We start from the raw sequence: 24617 nt of genomic DNA, 5'->3' as shown, positions 1-24617 counted from the left end.
CTGTCGACAGATCGCTAAACACTAAAACTGTGGGGAGTAAGAGATTGCTCCCCACAGTTTTTTGTTGCCTCGCCGATCTTATAGCTGTTTATAACTTCGCGAAGTTATAAACAGCTATAAGATGGTCTTATGCAGATGAGTCCCTACACACCCGGTACGATTGCGGAGGAGATCCCCGGCCGTGAGTCGCAGTTGAGTCTGATCTCGCAGCGACTTGAGCGTGTTGCGCAGCTCGGGGAGATGAATAAACAGTTTGAAATCTTTGTCGGCCCGCGAGGTGTTGGTAAAACCTCGCTGCTGCGGAAAGCGGAGAAACTGGCTAAGCAGCGGCAGTTTGAAACGATCTGGGTGACAGCCGGTAACAGTGAGCTTGCCGCGGCTCTGATTGACGAGTGCTATCGGACTGTTGAGGCTACCTCCAATAAGCTTGCGAGTGCTCTGAAATCCTCTCTGCAGCGGATGAAGATAACGCTGCCCGTTGTGACTCTTGATCTGCAGCAGCATGAACAGAGTAACCTCCCAACACAGCCTGCTGAGCGGGTGCTTGAGGCGGCGTTTAAGGCCGCAACAGATGCCGCATTGCAGAGCGGTAAAAAGGGTCTTGTTGTGTTCATTGATGAACTGCAGCAGGCCGATAAGGCAAGCCTGACCGCTTTGGCGTTTGCCTGGCAGCACCTGCAGGCGGAAGCTGATCACTTGCCGCTGGCTATTTTCACGGCCGGGCTCGGTAACACACGAGACGTTTTAACCGACTCGGCTAGTTTTGCGGAACGGTTCAGCTACCGTCACCTGGCTAACCTGAGCCCGCAGGAGTCGAAGCTGGCTCTGATCCTGCCCGCAGGTAAGCTTGGCGTGAAGTGGCACACAGAGGCACTGAAAACCGCGCTCGAGTTTGCCGCTGGTTACCCGCACTTTTTGCAGTTAATCGGTGATTGTGCGTGGGAGGTTGCGGGTGACCCTGACGCTGACGAGGAGATCACTGCGGTGCAAGCAGCTGCGGCGGGTGAACTGTTCAAGTCCAAGCGCACGGAGTTCTTTGCCTCCCGCCTCGCCAAAACAACCGAGAAAGAGCTTGAGCTTTTGCAGGCTATGGCAACCCTGCAGGAACGAAAACTGAGGAGGGCTGATATCGCAAAAGCGCTGGGCGTTTCCACAACAGATATCAGTGCGCAGCGCGCTTCACTGCTCAGCAAGGGGCTAATTGAGGCGCCGGAGTACGGCTATCTGCAGTTCACTGCGCCGGGATTTGGCAAGTACATTCGCGAGGTCTATGCCCTGTAGCGTCTTATAACTGTTTATAACTTCGCGAAGTTATAAACAGTTATAAGATCACTAGGCGAGTGTTGCCGCACCGAACGACACCGCGAAGGCCTCACACCACAGGGTTACGGAGCTCCAGTCGGTGATGTTGACGTCAGCGGGCACCGTATAAACCTGGTCACCCTGGTTACCCTTAATCATGCCGAGGTCATAGTGAGCGTAGTCGCGGGCTGTGTACCAGCCGGCGGTTCCCTCAATCACCGGCGCTTGTGAAAGCCAGACGTGAACATCTGGCCCGGTTGTTGTCTGCAGTCCTTGCAGGGCGAGCTGGGTGGATCCGTCAGGCAGGCGGTAAACCAGCACTTGCCCGGAGGTGGGGTGCTCGTGCGAGATCAGGCTGCCCTGTGCGACCAGCACCGGGCCAGCGGGCTCGGGTGCGGGTTCGGGGGCAGGTTCGGCGGCGGGTCCCTCGGTTGCGGGTGCCTGGGTGGATCCGCCATCGCCCTCGCTCTTTGGCTTTGCGGCCGTATCTTCCTTGGAGATGGTCGGGATCGTGTCTTTAACTTCGTTGTTGACAAACAGCAGCCAGGGCTGGAAGATCGAGGCGACGGCGACCAGCAGTGCCGCGGCACCGATGCTCAGCGCGATGATGGTTTTGCGAGATTTGAGGTTTAGTTTGGGCATTAAATCCTCCCTGATGGCCTGAAAATTAAAAAACTACGCGGCGGTAAAACATTGTAGCAACAGCGGCTTTGCGGATAGCAGTTTACGCGAGGGTGCTAAGTGCCTTAAAATGTAATCATATGAATGTACCTCGCGGTAAAACGCGCTGCTGAATGGCTGTTTTGCTGTGTTGTGACGAGGTTCATCTGCGAATTGAAGCTACATTTAAGGAGGAAACTTTGCAAACTAACCTGGCGCAGTCCGCAGGTGCGGTAGCGCAGCGCGGAAACACCGCAGCGCAGCGCGAGAGTGGGGCGGCGCAGCCCGCAGCACCGCGGCGCGCGGCATCCCCGCTAACCTCGCAGACTCCGGCGGCGCCCAGGCGGGGCAGAATTGTGCAGACAGACGCGGCCGCGCCACCCTTCAGGTTCTTCAATTCGCAGCTGTTGAAGATTACGCAGCTGACCCCGACGATGCGGCGCTTCACGCTTCGCGGCGCGAGCCTCAACCAGTTAGCTGATCCGGGTTTTGATCAGCGGATCAAGCTGGTGTTGCCGACAGCGGGTGAGAGTGCGGCAGCGGCAGTTGAGGAGCTCGCGGCAGCATCTGACTGGTATCAGCGCTGGAGCGAGATGCCCGAGGCGGTGCGTCCCGTGATCCGCACATACACAACCCGCGAGGTGCGGCACTGCGACAGTGCGCCCGAACTGAGCGAGGTGGATATTGACGCGGTTGTGCACACGCCTGCAGGCCCCGCATCGCGGTGGGTGCAGAGCGCGCAGCCGGGTGACACGGTCTGGTTGCTCGGGCCGAATCGTCGCTACTCGGGCGACAGTGGCGGACTCGATTTCGTGCCGCCACCGGTAACTATGTGGCATTTGCTGGCGGGGGATGAGACGGCTGCGCCGGCGATTTCGCGGATCCTGGAGCAGCTGCCCAAGGCGGCGAACGGGATTGTGCTGCTGGAGCTGCCGAACCCGGCGGACGGCGCCTATCTGCCGCACCATCCCGGGTTTAAGATCTTTGTGACCGCGCGAAAAGACGCGCACGGCGAGGAGCTGTTCCGACTGTTCAGTCAAAACTTTAAGGTGCGCGCGGGTGTCACTGAACGGCAGGACCCCTGCGATATCGACGTTGACCGGGAACTTCTGTGGGAGGTGCCGCGCGGGGCTGCCGGCGGTGCGGAGCTGCAAAGCACGGGCGTTTACGCCTGGGTTGCTGGTGAGGCGGGCATGGTGAAGCGGATCCGCCGCTACCTGATCCGCGATATGGGCATCGACCGCCGCAGCGCCGCCTTTATGGGGTACTGGCGTGAGGGGCGCGCACAAGACTAGCCACCTGCGAAGCACACCGGGCGCAACTAAACTGGATCTGTGAGCAATAACAGCAGTAACCCCGCCGCCTCGCCGCAGTCGGCAGACAGTGCGCGGGTCGATGCCCAGGCGCAGCTTCTCGACCGCGCCGCCGGAACCCTCTGGGGCCTTGCCGCGGGTGACGCGCTCGGCATGCCGACCCAGTGTTTAAGCGCCGAACAGATCGCTGAGCAGTATGGCAGGATCGGTGGTTTTGTTGCCGCAAACGACGAGCAGCCGATCGCCCCGGGCATGCCCGCGGGCAGCGTCACCGACGACACAGAACAGGCGCTGCTGGTTGCCGAACTAACCATCTCCGGCGGCGGCAGCGTAGACGTGCACGAGCTCGCCCAACGCCTAATCGACTGGGAGGCTCGCATGATCGCTCGCGGGTCGCTCGACCTGCTCGGTCCGTCAACGAAGGCCGCGCTGACGGCGCTGCAGCAGGGCGTCGCGCCAGAGATGGCGGGGGCTGACGGATCCACCAACGGCGCCGCAATGCGCATCGCCCCGCTCGGCATCGCCCACCCGCCTGGCACGCAGCTGATTGCGGCGGTGCAGCGGGCGAGCCTTGTCACCCACAACACGAACATTGGCGTCTCGGGCGCGGTCGCTGTTGCGGCGGTGATTTCGGAGCTGCTTAGCGGGCAGCAGCCGACGGCGGCGCTCGATTCGGCGGTGCAGCTCGCGGAGGCTGCGGAGTCGTGCGGCAACTGGGTTCCGGGCGCAACGGTTGCGGCGAGGTTTAGGCTGTTCCGGCCAATCGCGGCATGGGTGGACGCCGCAGATTTCCCAGATTTTTTGGCACGAACGGTAGGAACCTCGGTACAGTCGCAGGAGTCAATCGTTGCGGCGCTGCTGCTTTTTGAGCGCTTCGCGGATGATCCGCTGCTGGCGCTATCCACCGCCGCAAACGCGGGCGGTGACACCGACACGGTTGGCGCGATCGCCGGGGCGATGCTCGGTGCCCTGCACGGCACCGCGGTTATCCCGGCGGAGTCTCGGCGACTCTTGAGCGAGGTCAACCTGACAGAGACGGGTGTGGGGCGGATCCCCGAGCTCGCCGCCCAGCTAGCCGAGCTGCGTCAGCGGGCACAGGAACAGCGGGGCGAGGTACAGCGGGGCGAGGCGGGAGGCGTGGCGTGACGGGCGTGGGCAGGCTGATCCACACCGGTCAGGTGATAGTTGATCTGGTGATGCGGGTGCCGAAACTGCCGGAGCGCGGCGGCGAAACCATCGCAACAGCCGCATCTACAGCGGTCGGTGGCGGATTGAATGTGCTCGCGGCCGCGGTGCGAGACGGCGCAGCAGCCTGCTACCTCGGCGCAATCGGCGACGGCGAGCACGGCAAGCGCGTGCTGCGTGAGCTTACGCGGGAGGGCGTAACAGTCCTGCAAAAGCCGCTGACCGGGCGCGACACCGGATACTGCGTTGCGCTGGTCGAACCCGACGGGGAGCGCAGCTTCCTCACCGTGCTGGGCGCTGAATCCGAGCCAACGCGGCTGCCGCGGATCGCGAAAACCGGCGATGTTATCTATGTTTCAGGCTACTCGCTGGTGAGCCCGTGCCTCGCCGAGGAACTGCTCGGCTTCCTCAGCGATAGCGCGGCGGCCGTCCCCGGCATCAGCGTTGTGTTTGATCCCGCCCCGGTAATCAGCGAGGTGGATCCGGCGCTGCTGCAGCGGGTTTTGGCCCACGCCACGGTGCTCACCCTCAACGAGCGAGAGGCGGGGTTGCTCGCAGGTGCCCCGGCAGCAGGGCAAGCGTCAACCGGCGCCGAAACCGGCACCGAAACCGGCACCGAAACCGGCACCTCCGCAACGGCCGCTAGCTCGCCCGAAACCAGCACTGAGCGCGCCGCCTCCCTCGCCTCGCAGCTCGCCAGCCAGCACGGCTGCGACGTTGTGCTGCGCCGCGGTAAACAGGGCTGCGTTGTTGCGAGCGGGCAGCATCACACCGTGATACCCGCGCCGCGGGTGCAGGCCGTCGACACCAACGGCACCGGTGACGCACACACCGGGGTGCTGTGTGGACAGCTGGCTCGCGGATCCACCCTCACCGCCGCAGCGGAGCGCGCCAACATCGCCGCCGCGCTCGCCGTCACCCGCAGCGGCCCCGCGACCGCTCCGACCGCTAGTGAGATTAACGCCGCAAAATGGTAACCTGGTAGGTATGGCTATTCATGGAGAGTACAAGGTCCCAGGTGGCAAACTTGTTGTCGTAGATTTCGAGCAAGAGGCCGGAGTTATTAAGAATTTCCAGCTCTCGGGCGACTTTTTCCTAGAGCCAGAGACGCTTATCGATGATATTAACAACGCGGTTAACGGTCTCGATATTGGCAGCACAATCCTCGACATTGCGGAGTCGATTGAGCAGGAACTGCCGGAGCACTGCGAAATGCTGGGTGTCACCCCGAGCAGTGTCGGCGTGGCGATTCGGCGCGCACTCACGAACGCGGCAACCTGGCGCGACTACGAGTGGGAGATTGTCCACGAGGAGGAGATCGACCCGATGCTGAACGCGGCATTGGACGAGGTGCTCACCAAGAAGATCGGTTCCGGCGAGCGCAAACCAACCCTGCGCATCTGGGAGTCAGATCGCCCGGCGGTGTTTATCGGCAGCTTCCAGTCGGTGAAGAACGAGATCGACAGTGAGGCCGTGGAGAAGCTCGGCGTTGACGTGGTTCGCCGTATTTCCGGCGGCGGCGCAATGTACATGGTGCCCGAGAACTGCATAACCTACTCGCTCTACGTACCAGAGTTGCTGGTGCGCGGTATGAGCTTCGCCGACAGTTACGCCTTCCTCGACGAGTGGGTGCTTGAGGCACTCAACTCGGTCGGCATTGACGCATCCTACGCTCCGCTCAACGATATTGTCGGCCCGTCCGGCAAAATCGGCGGCGCTGCGCAGAAACGTCTCGGGTCAGGCGCGATTCTGCACCACGTCACTATCGCCTACGACATGAACCCGGACGAGATGCTGCAAGTGCTACGCATCGGCCGTGAGAAGCTCAGCGACAAGGGCATCCCATCGGCAAATAAGCGGGTGGATCCGCTCAAAGCCCAAACCAAGCTGAGCCGCGATGAGCTGATTCAGCGCATGGTTGAGGTGTTTAAACAGCGTCACGGCGGTGTAGAGGGCAGCATCACCGACACCGAGTGGGATGAGGCGGAGGAACTGCTCGAGTCGAAGTTCGACACTCCCGCGTGGCGTAACCGCATCAAATAGTGGCGGCCGGTTGCTAAACCGGTTGCCCGGGCGCTTTTTAACTGAAGTAGTATAGATTACGTGTTACTTTCAGACAGAGATATTCAGCAGCAGCTTGCAGACGGGCGGATCCAGTTAACCCCGAGCGATTCGCAGATGGTGCAGCCGTCAAGCGTCGATGTGCGTCTTGACCGCTATTTTAGACTGTTTGATAACCACAAATACGCGGAGATCAACCCGGCGGTTGAGCAGCCGGAACTAACCCGCCTGATTGAGGCGGACCCGGAGGAGGGGTTTGTGCTGCACCCGGGCGAGTTTGTGCTCGGCAGCACCTTCGAGCAGGTGACTCTGCCCGACGATATTGCCGCCCGCCTGGAGGGTAAAAGCTCACTCGGCAGGCTCGGCCTGCTCACCCACTCAACAGCGGGCTTTATCGATCCCGGATTCTCGGGGCATGTCACCCTTGAGCTGTCAAACGTCGCAACCCTGCCGATTCGCCTGTGGCCGGGCATGAAGATTGGGCAGCTGTGCTTCTTCCAACTGTCAAGCGCGGCAGAACGCCCCTACGGTTACAGCGCAACCAACTCCCGCTATCACGGGCAGCGCGGGCCAACCGCTTCCCGCTCCTACCTCAACTGGGCGGTTGCGGACGTGACAACAACCGATCTCGGGGCGCGCGGCAACTAGTATCCCATCGCCCGGTCGGTTATCCAGGTCATAACGTCACCAACAAACTCGTCACGGTTGATCTCGTTGAGCATCTCGTGCCTACCGTCCTGGTAGAGCCGTAACGTCACATCCTCAAGCCCGCGTTTCCGATACGCGGCGGCGAGTTTCTGCAGCCCGTCCTTCTGGCTGAGCGAGTCAGCGGTGCCGCCGGTGATCAGCAGCGGCGTTTTCGGGTTGAGGCCGGCCGCTGGGGTGCCAAACAGGCGCAGCGAGTCGGCAACCCCGAACAGGTTGAGAATGGATCCCTTAAACCGCATCGGATCCTCCTCACAGGCGATGCCGACGTTCAGGTCACGGCTCAGCCAGTTGTAGTCGGTTGGACCCTCAAAACCGGCGTTCAAATCGCCCGAGTTCATGTGGGCTGGGGTGCGGTATGCGGTGCCGCTTAACACGACGGCGTCCCAAACATTCGGGGTGCGATTCAGGATCCGCTGCGCCATCAAAGACCCCCAGGAGTGAGCAAACACGGTGACGTGAATACCCGGGTGAGCCTCGCGGATGATGCTGGTCAGCTGCGTTATCGCGGCCTCGGTTGCGAGCAGCCCACCGGGCCCGAGCTTCCCCATCTGATCGGGGTTTTCGCGGTGCTGCTGGATGCCGGTGCGGCCGTGCCCGCGGTGATCGTCAGCGTAAACAACAAAACCCGCGTTCGCAAGCTCGTGAGCGAACTGACTGTAGCGGTCCGAGTGCTCACAGATGCCGTGCACAATCTGCACCGCGCCGATCAGATCGGTCGGGTCAACAGCGTTTTGGTCGCCCGCGATCGGGCCAGTCCAGCCGGGACTGTGGTCTGCCGGAGCCCACTTTTGGGCGTAGATTTTGACGCCGTAACTGTCCGTGTAGGTGAATCTGGTGTGGGTCACTGCCATGCTTCTGTTTTACCACAGTCACATGCACACGCTATTAGATCGTGAGGGGGTATGCAAAAAGTTGTACGATAGCTAGCGGAGGCTATTGCAAATAGAGAGACATGTCTTACGCGGTTAAACAGATAAAAATGCCGATCCCGATGCCAGAGGCCGCTCAGGATCGCGCCGGTAATCCGGCTGCCCGGGGCAGCATCAGCGCCACACTGTTTGAACCCACGATCGCGCCGGATCCGCTCAAGCGCATCGCCGCCTCACCGCTCGCAACCCTCGTCTGGGCTGACGATCCCCGCTACCGCGAAGCCGAGTGTTTTGCGCAGCGTCTCGCAGAGCACGGGGTTAGGATTCTGGCGGTCGACTACGCTGCGGTGCTCGCCGAAACCCGCCAGAACCGTGACGGACTCGCCGCAGACGCGGCCGCGCAGCTGTGCGCCGCAAACCAGGTTGCTGCGGTGCTGCGCTGGGTTGACGCCCACTACGGCGGGCTTATTTTCGTTGGCGGATCCGGAATCGCCGCCGATTTTGCGCTGCAGGCCGCTCTCACCCAGGCTGTTTCTGCCGCCGCTGGTATTGCGGGCAGGGCGGCGGGTGTTTTGCTGGTTTACCCAGAGCTTTTAACCGGTCAGGAGGGGCGGATCGGCTCAGCCAGCGGCGCTGGTGTGGTTGACGCCGGTGCTGGTGCTGGCGCTGGCGCTGGCGGATATACCCCGAGGCGGGCTGCGCCCCAGCACACCGCGCCAGCTGAGGCCGGGGCGGTTAGTGCCGCGCCTGCTGGCGCCGGATCAGTGGATGCTGCACCGGTTGGCGCCGCACCCGTTAGCGCCGCGGAACCGACCAGCGTGACCGCTGACACCGCCCCGATTAACGCCGCACCCGCGAAACCGGCAACCGCCGCCGCCGGGCAGGAACGCGCCTCGCTCGCGGCAATTACCGCGATGATCGAGCAGATTAAAGCGGCGGAGCGGGCGAGCGCGGAAGCGGCCGCGCGTGCCGCGCACGATGCGCTGTTTGAGACGGTGGAACTGCCGCCGGAACCAACCCTGCCAACCGAACCGATCGCGGTTTTGCAGCTGCAAGAAAAACAGCTGGCTAAACTACCAGACCTGATTGTTTTAAACGCCGAGCTTGATCCGGCAAAACAGGGGAGCGAAGCGTTCGCGAGCCGGGTGCGAGCGGCCGGTGTGCGAGTGATTGAAACCTCGTGGGCGAAAGCGGAAACCGGTTACCTGCACGAAACAGGCAACGAAACCGAGAACGATCCCGAGGTTGAAAACAGCATCACCTGGATACTGCAGCAGCTGAACCCGAAAGCGGCGGCGCGCAGCGACTGGGCTTAAGCACCGGATCCACCCGAGGCAGCAGGCCGGCAGCACCCCAGCAGCGGCGGGGAGAGCGATACGGGGGCTGTGCGGATCCACCCGGGAAACCGGCGGGGATTAGCCGAACCAGCAGGTTTACACCTCGCTGCTAGCTTAGTTTTGTAGGATATTAGCATGGCTAAGCAGTTTGTTACCGTGGCACGAGAGTCCCTGCTGCAGGCTCTGCGGCAGCATGTTAGCGGCGATGACGCCGAGTTTGCGCTGTGGGATTTGGAGTCGCCAGCGCCCCGACAGCAGATCGACATTGTGGTGCCGCCCTACATGGGTGACGGCTCGGTTATCGCGAACCTGAAGGGGCTTGATGTTGGGCTGATCCAGTGGCAGTCGATCGGCTACGATTCGCTGAAACAGTATGTGCCGAAGGGGATCCCGGTCGCGAACGCCGCGAGTGTGCACGAGACCTCAACCGCTGAGCTCGCAATCGGGCTCGCAATCGCTGCCCAGCGCGGGCTTGCGCAGTTTGTGCGCAATCAGGACGCACACAATTGGGCGCCAAAGTTTTATCCGTCGCTGGCGGATTCGCGGGTCACCCTGCTCGGGTATGGCGGCGTCGGGAAGGCGGTCGCGGTCAGGCTCGCGGGCTTTGAAACCCAGCTGAACCGGGTTGCGAGCGTTGCCCGCACCGAAATGTACTCAGACAGTGAGGTGCTTGTCCACGGTGTTGCGGAGCTGCCGACGCTCTTGCCGCAGACCGACATTCTGATTATTACGGTGCCGCTCACCGAGCAGACGCGCGGGCTTATCAACGCCGAAATGCTCTCGCACCTGCCCGACGGGGCGCTGGTTGTGAACGTTGCGCGCGGTGCCGTCGTCGACACTGACGCGCTCACCGCGGAGGTTTCTTCGGGGCGTTTGCGTGCGGCGCTTGACGTGGTGGATCCGGAACCGCTGCCCGCGGATCACCCGCTGTGGAGCCTCCCCGGTGTGCTGATAACACCGCACGTTGGCGGCGATTCAAGCGCTATGCAGCCGCGGATTGTGCGACTGATTCGCCGGCAGATTGAACGCCGCCTGGCGGGCGAGCCGCCGCTCAACCTGGTGCAGCTCTAGCCGCTATCTCTGTTTTGGCGCCCGCTGCGAGCTGTGGGCGGGATCCCTCTCGGGGCAGCCACGTGCGCCGCTAGCGTAGTCTAGGCGACGCCGAAGAACTGCTCAAGCGTCTCCGCGCCGCTCGCCCTAACCGCCTCAGCAACCTCAACGCCAACGTAGCGGAAGTGCCACGGCTCCGCCGTATAACCGGTTATCGGTGTGCCCGCCTCGGTGTAGCGCAGCACAAAACCGTAGCGGTGGGCGTTGTCTCTCAGCCACTGGCCGAGGGCGGTGTTGCCGAAGCAAGCCTGCAGGTTGCAGCCGGATCCGTCATCGAGATCAACCGCCAACCCGGTTTGATGCTCGGAATGCCCGGGACGGGCGGAGAACTGATCCGCCGCCGCAACACCGTAGTTCGCGGAATAGTTAGCGAACAGGCTCTCCTGCAGCTGGTAACTGCGGTAACCACTGCTAAGAATCGGCTGCGGCAGGCCCGCGGCGACCGCGTCCGCTGCCAACCGCTCCAGGTCGGCGAGCATCACCTGCCGCACCGGCTGACCGTTCGGGTTCGGCAGGCTCGGCAGCACCAGATCGCCCGGCTCGAAGGTTATCGGGTTCAGCGGGCGCTGTTTATTAACCAGCACGGTAACCGAGTCGGGAGAATCAAGATCATAGCTGACCGGCGCATTTGCTGCCCCAGCATCGTCGGTTGCGGAGTCATCGGCGGCGTTATCTGCGGCCGGTTTCTCGTCCTTTTTGCTGGGTTTCTTGGCGGTGTCAGACGCAGCGGGCTTTTTTGGTGGATCCGCCTCAGCGCAGCCCGCGAGAGCGACGGCGCCGCAGATCAGCAGCGCCGCAGCCAGCGGGGTGGAGGGGTGAAAACGGTGCGGACGCATACCCCTAACTCTACTCGCTTGTTGCGAAGAATCAAGCCTAAGCGAAAATGCCGGCTGCGCCGCGTTATAGCTAAACACCAGCATAGCTCTGTAAAATTGTTATGATGTATTGCCGCCTGGAGTCTGTGGCGGTTACCAAGTTCCCCGTTAAGCACCTTGGAGAAGAAACGAATATGGCAGGTCAGTCACGTCTAGAAAAAGTTATTTCGCTCGCGAAAAAGCGCGGCTTTGTGTTTCAGGCGGGTGAAATCTACGGCGGGTCAAGGTCCGCGTGGGACTACGGGGCTCTGGGAACAGCGTTAAAAGAGAACATTAAACGGCAGTGGTGGCTGACCATGGTGCAGCGTCGCGCAGACGTTGTCGGCATCGACTCTAGCGTGATCCTCCCCAAGCAGGTTTGGGAGGCGTCCGGGCACGTGGCGGTGTTTACGGATCCGCTCGTGGAATGCACCAGCTGTCACAAACGCTACCGTGAAGATCACCTGCTTGAGGCTTTTGCCGAGAAGAAGGGCCGTGAGGCTGAGGGCATGAGCGAGATTGTGTGCGCAAACTGTGGCACACGCGGTGAGTGGACCGAGCCACGCGCGTTCTCGGGACTGCTAAAAACCTTCCTGGGTCCTGTCGATGACGAGCAGGGTATGCACTACCTGCGGCCAGAAACCGCGCAGGGTATTTTTGTGAACTTTGCGAACGTACTGCAGACCTCGCGCAAGAAGCCGCCGTTCGGTATCGCGCAGATCGGTAAGAGCTTCCGCAACGAGATCACACCGGGTAACTTCATTTTCAGAACCCGCGAGTTTGAGCAGATGGAGATGGAGTTCTTTGTTGAGCCGGGAACCGACGAGACCTGGCACGAGTACTGGATCCAGGAGCGCATGGACTGGTACACAAACCTCGGCATCAAGCCCGAGAATCTGCGTTTCTACGAGCACCCGCAAGAAAAACTCTCACACTACTCGAAGCGCACAGTAGACATTGAATACAAGTTCGGTTTTGCCGGCGGTGACTGGGGTGAGCTGGAGGGCGTTGCAAACCGCACCGACTACGACCTGAAAACCCACGCGGAGGCGTCCGGTAAAGACCTCAGCTTCTTCGACCAGACCAAGGATGCGCGCTGGGTGCCATATGTGATCGAACCGGCGGCGGGTCTCACCCGCTCACTGATGGCGTTCCTGGTGGATGCGTACCGTGAGGAGCAGGTGCCAAACGCGAAGGGTGGCACCGAAACCCGCGTAGTTTTGGGGCTGGATCCGCGTCTCGCGCCGGTGAAAGCCGCTGTGTTGCCTCTCAGCCGCAACGAAAAACTGTCACCGCTCGCCCAGGAGATTGCGGCGGAGCTGCGTGAACAGTGGAACACCGAGTTTGATGACGCTGGAGCGATCGGTCGCCGCTACCGTCGCCAGGACGAGATCGGCACCCCGTTCTGCATCACCGTCGACTTTGATTCGCTCGACGATAACGCTGTCACCGTGCGTGAGCGCGACACAATGGAGCAGGTGCGAGTGCCACGCGAGGAGCTGTTTGCTTACCTCGCGAACAAACTGCGCGGCGCCTAACCGCGGGCAGACACCAGCAGCCACAAACGAGTTGGAGGAAACATGACAGACTATCAGCAGCCACAGACCCCCAACCCCGCAGTGGTACCAGATAATCCTGCGCCGCCCCCCGGTCAGGCAGCTCCTGCTTACCCTGGCCAGGTGCCGCAAGGCGCGCCAGTCTACCCCGCGCCCGCGCCGGCTCCCGGCTACCCCGCTTCCGTGCCGCCTGCCGCGCCGATGTATCCGTGGGCGCAGCCCCGGGTCAGCGTGAAGCACCAGACGGATCCGCTCGAATACCACCGCCTCTACCGTGGCATCAACAAATACTCGTGGTGGAAACCGCTCGTGATGGTGTTGCTGACCATGGTCTACTATTTTGTGATGTCAACGGCGCTAGTGATCGCGTTGATTCTGATTCTGGTGATCGCGGCTCCCGATTTCGTCAACAGTCTCCCCGTGAACGGGGATATTGAGGAGATCACTGCGATGCTGGAATCATCCAGCGAGTTCCAGGTGGGTGCGCTGTTGTTCCTTCTCTTGAGCGTCGCGATTATGTGGCCAGCAGCTATCCTCGCCTGCTTGTCTGTTGGTATCCGACCGGTCGGCAGGCTCTACTCGGTTAACCTGAAACTGCGCTGGCGCCCACTCGGCAAGATGACACTGCTGACGCTCGCGGTGCTCGTGCCGCTGCACGGTATAGTGCAGGGTATTGTTGTCGCACTGGATCCGGCGGCTACCGAGCAGCGACTGCAAGACTTTAACCTTGGCGGGTTCCTCCTCTCAATGCTAATTGTGCTGCTGATTGTACCGCTCCAGGCGGGTGCCGAGGAGGTTATTTTCCGTGGCGCGCTGCTGCAGATGATCGGCTCGTGGGTGAAACATCCGGCGGTTGCGATCGCGATCACCACTGTGCTGTTTGCCGCTGTGCACGTGCAGTATGACATATGGGGCATTACCGCGGTTGGTTTGATGGGTGCCGCTGCCGGCTACCTTACCTGGCGGACCGGCGGTCTAGAGACTGCGATTGCGTTGCACACGGTCAACAACTGGTTTGCTTTCGGGGTAACCTTAAGCGGTGTGCAGGAGTCTGCTGAGACCAGCTCTGGTGGTCCGTTACTGGTGTTTGTTGAACTGGTTGTGCTGTCGGTGTTTGTTGCAGCCGCGATGTTCGTGTTCAAGCGTGACGAGAAGCGAGGCGCGGTAAAAACCACCCGTGTTGACACAATCGAGCAATTTTTCCCGGTGGATCCGGCAGGCAGGCTGATTATCACCCCTGAGCAGTTTGCAAAGCTTCCCGCTAACAGTTCGCTGCGCCAGCAGGTGGTGCCGCCGCAGCCGGTTCCGGTTGGCGCGACTTATAGTGGTACGCCGGTTAGTGGTGTGCCGGCTGCTGTCGATCCGGTTGGTGCAGCGCCGATTGGTGTGCCGGCTGATGCGCCGGCTCCGCAATATATCGCACCAGCCCCCGCGCCGCAGCCGAGTGATTCACAGCAGTCAAATGAACAGCGGTGATGCCCGTGTCGCAGCCTGAAACGAGCCAGTGCGCAGAGTTTGATGCCGTTGTTGTTGGCGACTGTATTGCCGCGCTCAGCAGCTGTTTTGAGCTCGCGCAACTAGGTTTGCGAGTTGCGCTTGTAACCGGCGAGATCACTGTGCCCGAGCGTGGCCTGACAGACGCAAGCGGCGCGCTGCGGGAGCTGTTTCAGGCAACCGAGACGGCTGTCAGTGAGCAGTTGCCGACACAGTGGATGAGAACAGCGTCCGGTAAATTTGGCGAGCTTGAAAAATACTCGGTGCTAGGGATACCAGCTAGCCCGCTGAGCTCCCGAACGATGGCGCTGATTGGATCCACCGCCGCACTGCGCGCCTACCTGGATCGGGTGCTGCCCGTGCTGAAAATCGGCCAGCATCGCAACCTGTGGGAGCTGGTGTGTCAGCGTTTTGGCGCAAAAACCGCGCAGACACTGCTTGCGCCGCAGCTGCGGTATAACTTTGCGGCCGAGGTCACCGAGGTGTCAACCGATGTTGTGCCGGGGCTGGCCGCGGCCGTTGGTCGGCGTGGATCGCTGGCAGACGCGATTTTCGCGCTCGCCGCCCGCAATGACAGCGCCGCAACGCTACTTACCCCGCAGCCTGGCTGGCGCAGTTGGCTAACCGATTTCGTAACCCTGTTGCAAACCTACAACGTGACAATTATCACCGGTGAGCTGCACGATCACAGTTTTGATGCGCAGGCCGAGCGGCACACTGTAATGGTGACACCGCGTCGCGGCAACTTTGTCGACCCTGGCTCTCTGCCGGACTCCGGTGACACCGCCGATGCTGGCTCTTGCTCTAACCCTGCCGACACCGCCGCAGCTTTGGTGGGGGAGTTGCTGAGTGCCCGCGCCCTAATTATTGCCGGGGTGGATCCCACGGGCTCCACACCTGCAACGCTTCACAGCGCAGTTGTCACCCTGCCTGCCCCGACCGACGCGAGCGGCTGGCAGTGCCCTGCGGAAATGCACGAGCACCTCGCTAAAGGTGGAAGCGCGGAACTGACCATTGACCTCGCCGACATCTCCCACGACGGGGCAGCGGCGCAGCTCTGGTGTGACGGAGAGAAAGCTCCCCGGTTGGAGATTCGCGGCCGTCGTGAAATTACCGTGCAGTTGCGCGAGCAGACGGTCGAGCTGCTCGGGGTTGATGCGAACGCTGTGTCAGCGGGCGCGTGGGAGCTTGGCGAAGTCTTTGTGCCCGCGGGTGCCGATAAAGCTGAGGCGGGTGGATCCACCAACAATGACGGTGCTGAGCTGTCGGCACCCCTGTATGTTGGGGCGGAGAATCACGGCGGGGATTTGAGTGCGGCGCTTAACGCGAGCAAACCCGCGCTGACCGTGATGCGCCGCAAACTAGCGGGCATCGCCTAGCCGTTAGCGCCAGCTTATCGCGGGCTATTGTCGCAGGCCAGTGACGCGGGCGCTGCGCTACCTGCCTGGCTGACTAGTTGGTCTGCTGCTTAGCTGGGGGCTAGTCCATCATGTCGGCTGGATCGAGTGCCTCCAGTGCGGCCTTCGCCACCGCGCAGGTGAGGGCCTCAGACGCGGAACTGCCGGTTGTCAGGCCCAGCCGTTCGGCCTCTGCGCGAGCCTCATCACCCAAACAGGCGACGATTGTCGAGTCTGGACGGTCCGCAAACTGCGCAGCCACCTCACGAGCAACCTGCGGGGAACTAACCAGCAGGGCGTTGATGTGGCCGGAGCTGACGTCCTCGCGCACGTGCACGGACGCTGGCACACCGATAGTGCGGTAGGCGACGATCTGAGTAACATCGTGACCGAGATCGATCAGTCCCTCGGTGAGAACCGGCTTGGCCACATCGGAGCGCATGGTGAGGATCCGCAAAATCTTGCCGTTTGAGATCTCCGGCCACACCTTCAACAGGCCGAGAGCGCTGGTGTCAGCCTCCTCGGTTGTGCGCGCTACCTCGTAGCCGGCGTCGATGAACGCTGCGTAGGTTGTTTCACCAACAACCGCAACCTGGGTGCGTTTCGCAATAACTGTGTTGTTGTGAGCGAGCACATCAACGACGGTCGCGTTTGTCGCCGTCATCCAGTCATAGTAGCCGGACTCAAGTTTGATTAGCGCTTGGCGGAGCTTCTCCTCCTCGCTGGTGTGCGAGAAGTCGATGAGGGGAGCGACAACCGGTGTTGCACCCTGGCTGCGGAGTGCTTTCGCTACAAGGGTTCCCCAGCTGCCGCCGCGGGGGACCAACACTCTCTGACCTGCTAAGGGACCGTTTTGTTCACTCATCAAACTCAACTAACTTGTGTAATAACTCGCTGCATTTAACAGTTGTTTCCCCGAGAGTAACCGGGGATTGTATTTACTGCGATACATGACACACTTAAGCTATTTTCGCGCCTTTAGCGCTCAATTGCAAATAGAAGCACACCGGTGCAAAAAGCACCGGTGTGAGCGGGGCTACCTTAGAGGCGGCGGGCGATGGCTAGACTGACACCGGCAACAACGGCTCCGGCAGCCAGTCCGAGGACGGCAACACCGACCACGAAACTGACCGGGTTGCGGCGCTTTTGGCGAATAATCTTGTGCTTGACGTCGTTTACACGGTCATCAATCCGCGCTGGAAAATCCAGGTTGTAGCTGAGCTGGTCGAGGGTTTTACGAAGTTCAGCGCGAGCCTGCTCAGCAGCCGCGATACCAGCGGCGCGACCTGGGAGTTTAACTGTCTCTGGTCGCTCACTGGAGCCGCCAGCCTGGTTGCTGTGCTGTGAGCCTGACGTCTGTGCGTTTGTGGACTGTGAGTTTGCGGCGCTCATCGCCAGGTTCCTTTCTCGCCAGGCTTGGTTCCCTTTTTGCCTGGCTTTGCTGTCATCTGGTCAACATTGTCGACAACGTGCTGCGCTGCATCAAGATCACCCTGCACGCGCGCAATAGTTTCTTTCGGCACAATTGACGCACGTTTCAGGAAGGAAACAGCGATCAGTACAACAATCACAATCACCAGCAGGATTGCGCCACCGATGATCAGAGCTGACAGCCAAACCGGTAGCGCCTCAGCAATACCCGCGATCGCGGCGGTAATAAACACCGGGATAGCCCAAAAGAACAGCACCAGCGCTACAACAATTAGAGCAACACCGGTTAACAGGTTCTTAAACCCGCCTGCAACCTCCGCCTTCGCGTTGGCAATCTCGGTGCGAACAAGCCGCATCGTCTGCCCGGGCAGAGCACCGAGCAGTTTAAAAGTATTAGGGTTTTTCTTCGCCAATTTCTAACCTAACTAGCCGCTTTGGTGCCGTTTGTGCTGGCGTTCTCGGGAGCTGTGGTTTGCGCGCTCGGCTCGGCGCCGGGTGCCTGCGCCGCAGCTGACTGCGCACCGGTGCCGTGTGGATCCCATGTAGATGCTGTGTGAGTTGATTTTGCGCTGGTTTTTTTGTTGCCGGATCCGCTAATCACAGTCTTCGCAGCCTCAGCAATCAGGTCACGAGCCTGCTGAGCACGGGCGCCCGCAAAATCCTTTGCCGCATCTGCGCCACGCTGCACGAGTGGCTGCCGCCACACTGCCTTTGTGCCACGCTTGATCTGCTCATAGCGAGGGCGACCGGCACGTGAACCGAGCACGTAACCGACACCAAGACCAACCAGCAGAGCAAATTTGCTTCGCATAGTGCCTCCAAAATTGTTTTTGCGCAGCAAGGGCGCTTTAGTACATACTTTGTCTAAGTCTATCCAGCTTTGCTGTGTAATGGCTGCGGTACGGCTCAGGCTTATATACTTTCTGCTGCAAATTTCGCGGCCGCTGATGTGGCTGGTGCTGTGGTTGCCGGAGAGTCCGCCGATTTTCAACTGTCGGTATTGTTAGAGATGTGACGATTCGGATTTTAGCTGTTGGCAAGAAGTCGGAGAGCTGGATACAGCCGGGTATCGAGCGGTACGAGAAGCGCCTGCGCAAGCCCTGGAACCTGAACTGGCAGTTCCTCGCGCACTCTGCGCTTGCCGAGGAGGCCGCTCGCACCCAGGAGTCCGACCGTATCCTCGCCAAATTAAAACCCGACGAGTTTGTTATTTTGCTCGATGAGCGGGGCAAAATGCTCAGCTCACCGGGTCTCGCCAAGCAGCTTTCGGCGCAGCTTGGGTTCGCCGAGATAACGCTTGTGATCGGTGGTGCCTACGGGGTTGACGAGCGGATCCGCCAGCGCGCCAACCTGGTTTGGTCACTCTCTGAACTGGTTTTCCCACACCAGTTGGTGAGACTAATAGTTGTCGAACAGCTCTATCGCGCTGCCGAGATCAGCGCCGGCAGACCGTACCACCACGTCTAACAGCTCATCCCGTTTTGCTGGAGTTGTAATCTGTTTGGTACTCCGTTCTCGCTGGCTAATCGCTACGTGACCGCCGGTTTATCACCATTGGTAACAAAATGTCCCACGCTGCAAATAGTGTTTTGCCATGAGGTTAATAAACATTAAAAGCAAACTGAGCAGGGCCAGCGCCACAGATCAACTGCGTGCGCCGCCGCTTACTGCCCCGGTGGTTGTTAATCCGTGGCGGATCTCGCATCAGCAGCACCGGCTAAAACTAATCAACGACAGCGGGGAGGATCTGCTTGGCGTCCGCGTTAGTGTCGCGGGCTCTGCTGTTTGCGCGCTGAGTCTGCCGCAGAGGGTGAGCCCCGGTCAGAGCCTCTCTGTCTGGGTCTATGAGCCGGAGTCTCCGTGCGCGAGCGCGGTCGCTGTTGTGCAGTGGCGCAACAGTGCTGGGGCTGAGCTCATATGTCCGGTGCCGATTACCTAGCCAGGCTACGCAGAGCGGTTCTATGGCACTCTTGCCCAGAGTCATTACCCGGCTGTTTGGCCGGTTGCTGAGTGTTTAACTGTTTGGTTGTGGTCGCCTAGATTCACGCTCTTGCTGATACTCAAGGAACTCGCGAACGGTTGGTTTCCGCACTTTTTCACTAACCTTGGTCGGGTCAATATCCCGTGTCAGGTCAGAGACGGTTGTCTCTAGCGCTCTTGCGATTAGTGTGATGGTTGTGATGCTGGCGTTTGCTTGGCCGCGCTCGATTTTGCCGAGGTTGCTTGGGTCAATGTGTGAGAGGTGAGCGAGATCAGTCTGGGTCAGGTTGAGTTCTTGGCGCAGCTCGATAATGCGAGCGCCTAGCGCCACGCACTCGTGCCTGCGACTGTAATCCATAAAACCAGTGTTCATTGAAAATAGACAGTTTGACTATGCAGGTAAACAAAAAGGGTTTATAACCCCAGGGTTTAAACACACTATTTAACCCGGTGAGCGGGGGACTGGTTAAAAACGGCGGTGAAAAACACCCGCCAATTTCATTCAACACTATATATGGGGGTGAAACTGAAAAACAGCGGATAGATGTTGTGTCGGTGGCCTGCTAGACACGCCCAAGACGCAAACCTGTGCAAAAAAAATTATTGGCGAATCAGCCTGTGGATAACTAACTTACATGCTTGAAATTTAGCAAAAAGTTTTAAACAGGCGGTGCTAAAAACGGGTGATAACTCGGTGGAAAATCACACCGATGTAACTCCCCTATGTAGTGCCACAACTATTTGTGATTCACTATATATAGTGGTTTTTGAGGATGGTTGAGGTTACTCCCTTGCTGAATCCGCAGAAACTCAAGCAACGTGAGTGAACAACTTAATAACCAAGCGAACAAGAGAGATAGGGAAAGCACACAATGACTGTTACCGTCTACACAAAGCCATCATGCGTACAGTGCACCGCAACATACCGCGCGCTCGACAGCAAGGGCATTGAGTACGATGTGCTCGACCTGTCTGAGGATCAGACCGCGCTCGAGACCGTTAAAGAGCTCGGGTACCTGCAGGCACCCGTTGTTGTCACCGACGGTGACCACTGGTCAGGCTTCCGTCCAGACAAGATCGACGAGCTTGCCGGTCGTCTCGCCTAAGCTGGCAACAGCATGGCAAACCTGATCTACTTTTCAAGTGTCTCAGGGAACACCCACAGATTTGTCGAAAAGCTCGGACTGCCCGCTCAGCGGATCCCACTGCGCAGTGCAGAGGATCCGCTCGTGGCAGACGAGCCTTTCGTTTTAATCCTCCCGACCTACGGTGGTGGCCCACACACCAAGGCCGTCCCAAAACAGGTTATTAAGTTTTTGAATGACGAACGCAACCGCAAACTAATACGCGGTGTTATCGCCGCCGGAAACACCAACTTCGGCGACGCATACGGAATAGCCGGCGACATTGTTGCACAAAAGTGTCGCGTGCCACACCTCTATCGCCTTGAACTATTTGGAACCCCAGAAGACGTAGAAAACGTTAGAAACGGACTGGAACAGTTTTGGAAACAACAGTGACCACACAGCACGACTCATCGCGCATCAGCGAAATGGACTATCACGCTCTCAACGCGATGCTGAACCTTTACGATGCAAACGGCAAAATCCAGTTCGACAAGGATCGTGAGGCGGCAAGGCAGTACTTCCTGCAGCACGTTAACCAGAACACCGTGTTCTTCCACGACTTTGAAGAGCGGCTGCGCTTCCTAATCGAAAACGAGTACTACGAGCCAGAGATCATCAACAAGTACCCGGAGGGCTTCGTAAAAGAGCTCACCAAACACGCCTACAGTCTGCACTTCCGGTTCCCAACCTTCCTCGGCGCCTTCAAATTCTTCACCTCTTACGCACTCAAAACCTTCGACGGTAAACGCTACCTGGAGCGCTTCGAGGATCGCGTTGTGATGGTTGCGATAACCCTCGCAGACGGAGACCAGGAGCTCGCAAAACTCTACGTTGACGAGATCATCTCCGGGCGCTTCCAGCCGGCAACACCAACCTTCCTGAACGCTGGCAAAGCACAGCGCGGCGAATATGTATCCTGCTTCCTGCTCAGGATCGAAGACAACATGGAGTCAATCTCACGCGGTATCAACTCCTCACTGCAGCTCTCAAAGCGCGGCGGCGGTGTTGCGCTGTTGCTCTCAAACCTGCGTGAAGCGGGCGCGCCAATCAAGAAGATCGAGAACCAGTCATCGGGCATTATCCCGGTTATGAAACTGCTCGAAGACAGCTTCAGCTACGCAAACCAGCTCGGAGCAAGACAGGGCGCGGGCGCTGTTTACCTCTCCGCACACCACCCAGATATTCTCCCCTTCCTCGACACCAAGCGCGAAAACGCTGACGAGAAGGTGCGCATTAAAACCCTCTCGCTCGGCATTGTTGTACCAGACATCACCTTCGAGCTCGCGAAAAAGAACGAAGACATGTACCTGTTCTCGCCATACGACGTCGAGCGCGTCTACGGTGTGCCATTCGCAGATATTTCCGTCAGCGAAAAATACTACGAGATGGTGGATGATTCCAGGATCCGCAAAACAAAAATCAATGCGCGAAACTTCTTCCAGACCATCGCCGAACTGCAGTTCGAATCAGGCTACCCGTACATTGTGTTCGAAGACACCGTGAACCGCGCCAACCCGATCAAGGGCCGCATTAACATGTCGAACCTCTGCTCTGAGATTCTGCAGGTAAACACACCAACCACCTATAATGCAGACCTCAGCTACGACAAAATCGGCAAAGACATCTCCTGCAACCTCGGTTCAATGAACATCGCGATGATGATGGACGGGCCAGACTTCGAAAAGAGCGTAGAGGCCGCGATCCGCGCCCTCACTGCGGTTAGTGACATGAGCCACATCAACTCTGTGCGCTCAATCGAAGACGGCAACGACCAGTCACACGCAATCGGTCTCGGCCAGATGAACCTGCACGGTTACCTGTCCCGTGAGCGGATCTTCTACGGTAGCGAAGAAGGCATCGACTTCACCAATATCTACTTCTACACAATCCTGTTTAACGCACTGAAAGCTTCAAACAAGATCGCGATCGAGCGCGAAGAAACCTTCGTCGGGTTTGAAGACTCGAAGTATGCAAGCGGTGAGTTCTTCGACAAGTACATCGATGAGCCTTGGCAGCCCGCAACCGCGCGCGTGCAGGAGCTATTCGACAATGCTGGGATCCACATCCCAACCCAGGAAGACTGGATTGAGCTGCGCGAAAGCATCCAAAAACACGGAATCTACAACCAGAACCTGCAGGCGGTGCCACCAACCGGTTCGATCTCCTATATCAACAACTCAACCAGCTCGATCCACCCGATCGCGTCAAAGATTGAGATTAGGAAAGAGGGTAAACTCGGCCGAGTTTACTACCCGGCACCGTTCCTCACCAACGACAACCTGGAATACTACCAGGATGCCTACGAGATCGGCGCAGAAAAGATTATCGACACCTACGCGGCTGCAACCCAGCACGTTGATCAGGGACTGTCTCTGACCCTGTTCTTCCCGGACACCGCAACCACTCGCGACGTCAACAAGGCGCAGATTTATGCGTGGCGAAAAGGCATCAAAACTATCTACTACATTCGACTCCGGCAGATGGCGCTTGAGGGCACCGAGGTTGAGGGCTGTGTAAGCTGTATGCTGTAACTGCTGCTAGATGTAACTAAACCAGCAGAAATAAATAAAGAAGCGAGAAAGAGACCCCACAATGAGTCCAGCAGAAAAGGGCCACCTGTTAACAGAGGTGCAGGCGATCAACTGGAACCGCATTGAAGACGATAAAGACGTTGAGGTGTGGAACCGGCTCGTTAACAACTTCTGGCTGCCAGAGAAAGTGCCGCTCTCTAACGATGTGCAGTCGTGGAACACACTCACCCCTGAAGAGCAGCAGCTGACCATGCGGGTTTTTACCGGCCTAACACTGCTTGATACAATCCAGGGCACGGTTGGCGCTGTATCACTGATCCCAGATGCGCTAACCCCGCACGAGGAAGCGGTCTACACTAATATCGCGTTCATGGAGTCAGTGCACGCCAAAAGCTACTCGTCAATCTTCTCAACACTCTGTTCAACCACCGAGATTGATGCAGCATTCCGCTGGTCAGTGGAAAATCCGAACCTGCAGAAGAAGGCGCGGATCGTGATGGACTACTATCACGGTGATGACCCACTGAAACGCAAGGTCGCTTCAACACTGCTTGAATCATTCCTGTTCTACTCCGGCTTCTACCTCCCAATGTACTGGTCGAGCCGTGCGAAGCTCACCAACACAGCAGACCTGATCCGTTTGATTATTCGTGATGAGGCTGTGCACGGCTACTACATCGGCTACAAATACCAGAAGGGGTTGGAGCTCGAAACAGAAGAGCGTCGCCAGGAGCTGAAAGACTACACCTTCGCACTGCTCTACGACCTCTACGACAACGAGGTGAAATACACCCAAGACCTGTATGACGGCGTGGGCCTCACCGAGGACGTAAAGAAGTTCCTGCACTATAACGCTAACAAGGCGCTGATGAACCTCGGTTACGAGCCAATGTTCCCATCGAGCGTCACCGACGTGAACCCTGCGATCCTCTCGGCACTGTCACCAAACGCTGACGAAAACCACGACTTCTTCAGCGGATCCGGCTCCTCCTACGTGATCGGCAAAGCCGAGGTCACAGAAGACGAGGACTGGGACTTCTAGCCCTAAAACAGCAACCAAATCTGGCGGTACCGCAAACCTGCGGTGCCGCCGGTGTTTTTAAATGTTGGTGAGTTTTCGCATTACCAACACTTATACAGTTAAGTGTTGGTAAGCTACAGGCGTGGCAACAGATAATGAAGCCGGAAAAATAATAATTGAGCCGGTATCTTGGCAGAAACATGAATGGGTGCCTCGTGCCCAGCAAATGTATTCGCATGCCGAGGTGAGGAAACAGGCCGGGGTTTATGAGGCCGCCGTCCCTGCAATAGTAAGCACCTGGAATCCCAGCCTGCCATCGGATGTTTTGACTGATCTTGAGGACGCAACTCGTAAACTGGTTGAGTTTGATAAGTATGCTCAGGTGCGGCTTGCGAGTGACTCACCCTCTCTGGGGCCGATGACAGCAATTTTGCTGCGCACCGAAGCCGCCTCCAGTTCACAGATCGAACAGTTAACCACTTCCGCAAAACAGCTTGCGCTTGCAGAAATAGCTGAGGGCGAGAAAAGCAACGCACTCTCAGCCGTCGGCAATGTTCGGGCGATGGAGGCTGCCCTGGGCCTGGCGGAAGATTGTCAGTGACGGTCGAAAAGTAGCCCACTAGCGCCGCTCGAAAAGTAGCCCAATTCATCTAAAAATGAAAGGGTGATTTCTTTGGATAA

The 24617-nt window shown here is 59.0% G+C and carries 26 protein-coding genes; 18 read left to right on the top strand and 8 right to left on the bottom strand.

Going from position 1 to position 24617, the window contains the following annotated elements; genetic code table 11:
- Window positions 1–135 precede the first annotated feature (135 nt).
- Window positions 136–1281, top strand: a complete 1146-nt coding sequence (locus EII30_RS04430) for an AAA family ATPase (RefSeq protein WP_158608657.1) — start codon at window positions 136–138, stop codon at window positions 1279–1281.
- 51 nt (window positions 1282–1332) lie between these two features.
- On the opposite strand, the gene EII30_RS04425 is transcribed toward EII30_RS04430, so the two are convergent.
- Window positions 1333–1944, bottom strand: coding sequence for a DM13 domain-containing protein (locus EII30_RS04425; RefSeq protein WP_124886122.1), 612 nt, complete (start codon window positions 1942–1944; stop codon window positions 1333–1335).
- A 218-nt stretch (window positions 1945–2162) separates the two neighbouring features.
- On the opposite strand from EII30_RS04425, the gene EII30_RS04420 reads away from it, so the two are divergent.
- Genes EII30_RS04420 through dcd form a run of 5 tightly spaced genes read left to right on the top strand, consistent with a single transcriptional unit; the run spans window position 2163 to window position 7169 of the window.
- Window positions 2163–3257, top strand: coding sequence for a siderophore-interacting protein (locus EII30_RS04420; protein WP_233569278.1), 1095 nt, complete (start codon window positions 2163–2165; stop codon window positions 3255–3257).
- A 39-nt stretch (window positions 3258–3296) separates the two neighbouring features.
- On the top strand, window positions 3297–4421 hold the full coding sequence (locus EII30_RS04415) for an ADP-ribosylglycohydrolase family protein (RefSeq protein ID WP_233569277.1): 1125 nt from the start codon (window positions 3297–3299) through the stop codon (window positions 4419–4421).
- Window positions 4418–5437 carry a PfkB family carbohydrate kinase gene (locus EII30_RS04410; protein ID WP_124886120.1) on the top strand — a complete coding sequence of 340 codons (1020 nt, stop codon included), beginning with the start codon at window positions 4418–4420 and terminating at the stop codon, window positions 5435–5437. The genes EII30_RS04415 and EII30_RS04410 overlap by 4 nt, the downstream gene beginning before the upstream one ends.
- Window positions 5438–5453: 16 nt before the next feature.
- Complete coding sequence (locus tag EII30_RS04405; RefSeq protein ID WP_124886200.1) at window positions 5454–6503, top strand: biotin/lipoate A/B protein ligase family protein; 1050 nt, start codon at window positions 5454–5456, stop codon at window positions 6501–6503.
- Between the two features lie 60 nt (window positions 6504–6563).
- Window positions 6564–7169, top strand: a complete 606-nt coding sequence (gene dcd / locus EII30_RS04400) for a dCTP deaminase (protein WP_124886119.1) — start codon at window positions 6564–6566, stop codon at window positions 7167–7169.
- Here the strand turns inward: dcd and EII30_RS04395 are convergent.
- Entirely contained in the window at window positions 7166–8080 is a 915-nt protein-coding gene (locus EII30_RS04395) for an alpha/beta hydrolase (protein ID WP_124886118.1), read from the bottom strand. The genes dcd and EII30_RS04395 overlap by 4 nt on opposite strands.
- A 101-nt stretch (window positions 8081–8181) precedes the next feature.
- Between EII30_RS04395 and EII30_RS08975 the strand changes: the two genes are divergently transcribed.
- Window positions 8182–9414 (top strand): hypothetical protein, encoded by a 1233-nt coding sequence (locus EII30_RS08975; protein WP_199731568.1) that lies wholly within the window; start codon window positions 8182–8184, stop codon window positions 9412–9414.
- A gap of 156 nt (window positions 9415–9570) precedes the next feature.
- Complete coding sequence (locus EII30_RS04385) at window positions 9571–10506, top strand: 2-hydroxyacid dehydrogenase (RefSeq protein WP_124886117.1); 936 nt, start codon at window positions 9571–9573, stop codon at window positions 10504–10506.
- Between the two features lie 80 nt (window positions 10507–10586).
- Here EII30_RS04385 and EII30_RS04380 read toward each other — a convergent pair whose 3' ends face one another.
- A complete protein-coding gene (locus tag EII30_RS04380) occupies window positions 10587–11381 on the bottom strand; it encodes a M15 family metallopeptidase (RefSeq protein ID WP_158608656.1) in 795 nt (264 codons plus the stop codon).
- Window positions 11382–11554: 173 nt separating this feature from the next.
- On the opposite strand from EII30_RS04380, the gene EII30_RS04375 reads away from it, so the two are divergent.
- Genes EII30_RS04375 through EII30_RS04365 form a run of 3 tightly spaced genes read left to right on the top strand, consistent with a single transcriptional unit; the run spans window position 11555 to window position 15828 of the window.
- The gene (locus EII30_RS04375; protein ID WP_124886115.1) at window positions 11555–12937 is read left to right on the top strand and encodes a glycine--tRNA ligase; all 1383 of its coding nucleotides are present in this window, start codon (window positions 11555–11557) and stop codon (window positions 12935–12937) included.
- A gap of 42 nt (window positions 12938–12979) precedes the next feature.
- Complete coding sequence (locus tag EII30_RS04370) at window positions 12980–14431, top strand: CPBP family intramembrane glutamic endopeptidase (protein WP_124886114.1); 1452 nt, start codon at window positions 12980–12982, stop codon at window positions 14429–14431.
- 5 nt (window positions 14432–14436) lie between these two features.
- The gene (locus tag EII30_RS04365) at window positions 14437–15828 is read left to right on the top strand and encodes a hypothetical protein (RefSeq protein ID WP_124886113.1); all 1392 of its coding nucleotides are present in this window, start codon (window positions 14437–14439) and stop codon (window positions 15826–15828) included.
- 100 nt (window positions 15829–15928) lie between these two features.
- Here EII30_RS04365 and EII30_RS04360 read toward each other — a convergent pair whose 3' ends face one another.
- The 4 genes from EII30_RS04360 to EII30_RS04345 all read right to left on the bottom strand — a co-directional run bounded on the left by EII30_RS04360 (window position 15929) and on the right by EII30_RS04345 (window position 18088).
- Window positions 15929–16675, bottom strand: a complete 747-nt coding sequence (locus EII30_RS04360; RefSeq protein WP_233569276.1) for a uroporphyrinogen-III synthase — start codon at window positions 16673–16675, stop codon at window positions 15929–15931.
- Between the two features lie 212 nt (window positions 16676–16887).
- Window positions 16888–17238, bottom strand: coding sequence for a hypothetical protein (locus tag EII30_RS04355; RefSeq protein ID WP_124886111.1), 351 nt, complete (start codon window positions 17236–17238; stop codon window positions 16888–16890).
- Window positions 17235–17690, bottom strand: coding sequence for a phage holin family protein (locus EII30_RS04350; protein WP_124886110.1), 456 nt, complete (start codon window positions 17688–17690; stop codon window positions 17235–17237). Before EII30_RS04350 ends, EII30_RS04355 begins: the two co-directional genes overlap by 4 nt.
- 8 nt (window positions 17691–17698) lie before the next feature.
- The gene (locus tag EII30_RS04345) at window positions 17699–18088 is read right to left on the bottom strand and encodes a YtxH domain-containing protein (RefSeq protein ID WP_124886109.1); all 390 of its coding nucleotides are present in this window, start codon (window positions 18086–18088) and stop codon (window positions 17699–17701) included.
- A gap of 200 nt (window positions 18089–18288) precedes the next feature.
- On the opposite strand from EII30_RS04345, the gene EII30_RS04340 reads away from it, so the two are divergent.
- Both EII30_RS04340 and EII30_RS04335 read left to right on the top strand, forming a co-directional pair.
- Entirely contained in the window at window positions 18289–18744 is a 456-nt protein-coding gene (locus tag EII30_RS04340; protein WP_199731567.1) for a 23S rRNA (pseudouridine(1915)-N(3))-methyltransferase RlmH, read from the top strand.
- A gap of 127 nt (window positions 18745–18871) precedes the next feature.
- Complete coding sequence (locus EII30_RS04335; RefSeq protein ID WP_124886108.1) at window positions 18872–19216, top strand: hypothetical protein; 345 nt, start codon at window positions 18872–18874, stop codon at window positions 19214–19216.
- A 75-nt stretch (window positions 19217–19291) separates the two neighbouring features.
- On the opposite strand, the gene EII30_RS04330 is transcribed toward EII30_RS04335, so the two are convergent.
- Window positions 19292–19630 carry a helix-turn-helix domain-containing protein gene (locus EII30_RS04330; RefSeq protein ID WP_124886107.1) on the bottom strand — a complete coding sequence of 113 codons (339 nt, stop codon included), beginning with the start codon at window positions 19628–19630 and terminating at the stop codon, window positions 19292–19294.
- A gap of 499 nt (window positions 19631–20129) precedes the next feature.
- Here EII30_RS04330 and nrdH point away from each other — a divergent pair, with 499 nt between their 5' ends.
- The 5 genes from nrdH to EII30_RS04305 all read left to right on the top strand — a co-directional run bounded on the left by nrdH (window position 20130) and on the right by EII30_RS04305 (window position 24537).
- Entirely contained in the window at window positions 20130–20363 is a 234-nt protein-coding gene (gene nrdH, locus EII30_RS04325; protein WP_124886106.1) for a glutaredoxin-like protein NrdH, read from the top strand.
- A gap of 12 nt (window positions 20364–20375) precedes the next feature.
- Entirely contained in the window at window positions 20376–20777 is a 402-nt protein-coding gene (gene nrdI / locus EII30_RS04320) for a class Ib ribonucleoside-diphosphate reductase assembly flavoprotein NrdI (protein WP_124886105.1), read from the top strand.
- A 32-nt stretch (window positions 20778–20809) separates the two neighbouring features.
- Window positions 20810–22915 carry a class 1b ribonucleoside-diphosphate reductase subunit alpha gene (nrdE, locus tag EII30_RS04315; RefSeq protein ID WP_233569287.1) on the top strand — a complete coding sequence of 702 codons (2106 nt, stop codon included), beginning with the start codon at window positions 20810–20812 and terminating at the stop codon, window positions 22913–22915.
- A 61-nt stretch (window positions 22916–22976) separates the two neighbouring features.
- Window positions 22977–23957 carry a class 1b ribonucleoside-diphosphate reductase subunit beta gene (nrdF, locus tag EII30_RS04310; RefSeq protein ID WP_124886103.1) on the top strand — a complete coding sequence of 327 codons (981 nt, stop codon included), beginning with the start codon at window positions 22977–22979 and terminating at the stop codon, window positions 23955–23957.
- A 121-nt stretch (window positions 23958–24078) separates the two neighbouring features.
- Window positions 24079–24537 (top strand): Fic/DOC family N-terminal domain-containing protein, encoded by a 459-nt coding sequence (locus EII30_RS04305; protein WP_199731566.1) that lies wholly within the window; start codon window positions 24079–24081, stop codon window positions 24535–24537.
- The last annotated feature ends 80 nt before the right edge of the window (window positions 24538–24617 follow it).

The sequence above is a fragment of the Leucobacter sp. OH1287 genome, from assembly GCF_003859945.1.
Lineage (GTDB): Bacteria > Actinomycetota > Actinomycetes > Actinomycetales > Microbacteriaceae > Canibacter.
The sequence above is the reverse complement of the archived record's forward strand: the minus strand, read 5'-3'. Positions and strand labels throughout refer to the sequence as shown.

Bases quoted from the DNA above. Each gene is read 5' to 3' on its own strand.
- EII30_RS04430 (WP_158608657.1), top strand. From the start codon at position 136: ATGAGTCCCTACACACCCGGTACGATTGCGGAGGAGATCCCCGGCCGT.
- EII30_RS04425 (WP_124886122.1), bottom strand. From the start codon at position 1,944: ATGCCCAAACTAAACCTCAAATCTCGCAAAACCATCATCGCGCTGAGC.
- EII30_RS04395 (WP_124886118.1), bottom strand. From the start codon at position 8,080: ATGGCAGTGACCCACACCAGATTCACCTACACGGACAGTTACGGCGTC.
- EII30_RS08975 (WP_199731568.1), top strand. From the start codon at position 8,182: ATGTCTTACGCGGTTAAACAGATAAAAATGCCGATCCCGATGCCAGAG.
- EII30_RS04385 (WP_124886117.1), top strand. From the start codon at position 9,571: ATGGCTAAGCAGTTTGTTACCGTGGCACGAGAGTCCCTGCTGCAGGCT.
- EII30_RS04380 (WP_158608656.1), bottom strand. From the start codon at position 11,381: ATGCGTCCGCACCGTTTTCACCCCTCCACCCCGCTGGCTGCGGCGCTG.
- EII30_RS04375 (WP_124886115.1), top strand. From the start codon at position 11,555: ATGGCAGGTCAGTCACGTCTAGAAAAAGTTATTTCGCTCGCGAAAAAG.
- EII30_RS04370 (WP_124886114.1), top strand. From the start codon at position 12,980: ATGACAGACTATCAGCAGCCACAGACCCCCAACCCCGCAGTGGTACCA.
- EII30_RS04355 (WP_124886111.1), bottom strand. From the start codon at position 17,238: ATGAGCGCCGCAAACTCACAGTCCACAAACGCACAGACGTCAGGCTCA.
- EII30_RS04345 (WP_124886109.1), bottom strand. From the start codon at position 18,088: ATGCGAAGCAAATTTGCTCTGCTGGTTGGTCTTGGTGTCGGTTACGTG.
- EII30_RS04335 (WP_124886108.1), top strand. From the start codon at position 18,872: ATGAGGTTAATAAACATTAAAAGCAAACTGAGCAGGGCCAGCGCCACA.
- EII30_RS04330 (WP_124886107.1), bottom strand. From the start codon at position 19,630: ATGAACACTGGTTTTATGGATTACAGTCGCAGGCACGAGTGCGTGGCG.
- nrdH (WP_124886106.1), top strand. From the start codon at position 20,130: ATGACTGTTACCGTCTACACAAAGCCATCATGCGTACAGTGCACCGCA.
- nrdI (WP_124886105.1), top strand. From the start codon at position 20,376: ATGGCAAACCTGATCTACTTTTCAAGTGTCTCAGGGAACACCCACAGA.
- nrdE (WP_233569287.1), top strand. From the start codon at position 20,810: ATGGACTATCACGCTCTCAACGCGATGCTGAACCTTTACGATGCAAAC.
- nrdF (WP_124886103.1), top strand. From the start codon at position 22,977: ATGAGTCCAGCAGAAAAGGGCCACCTGTTAACAGAGGTGCAGGCGATC.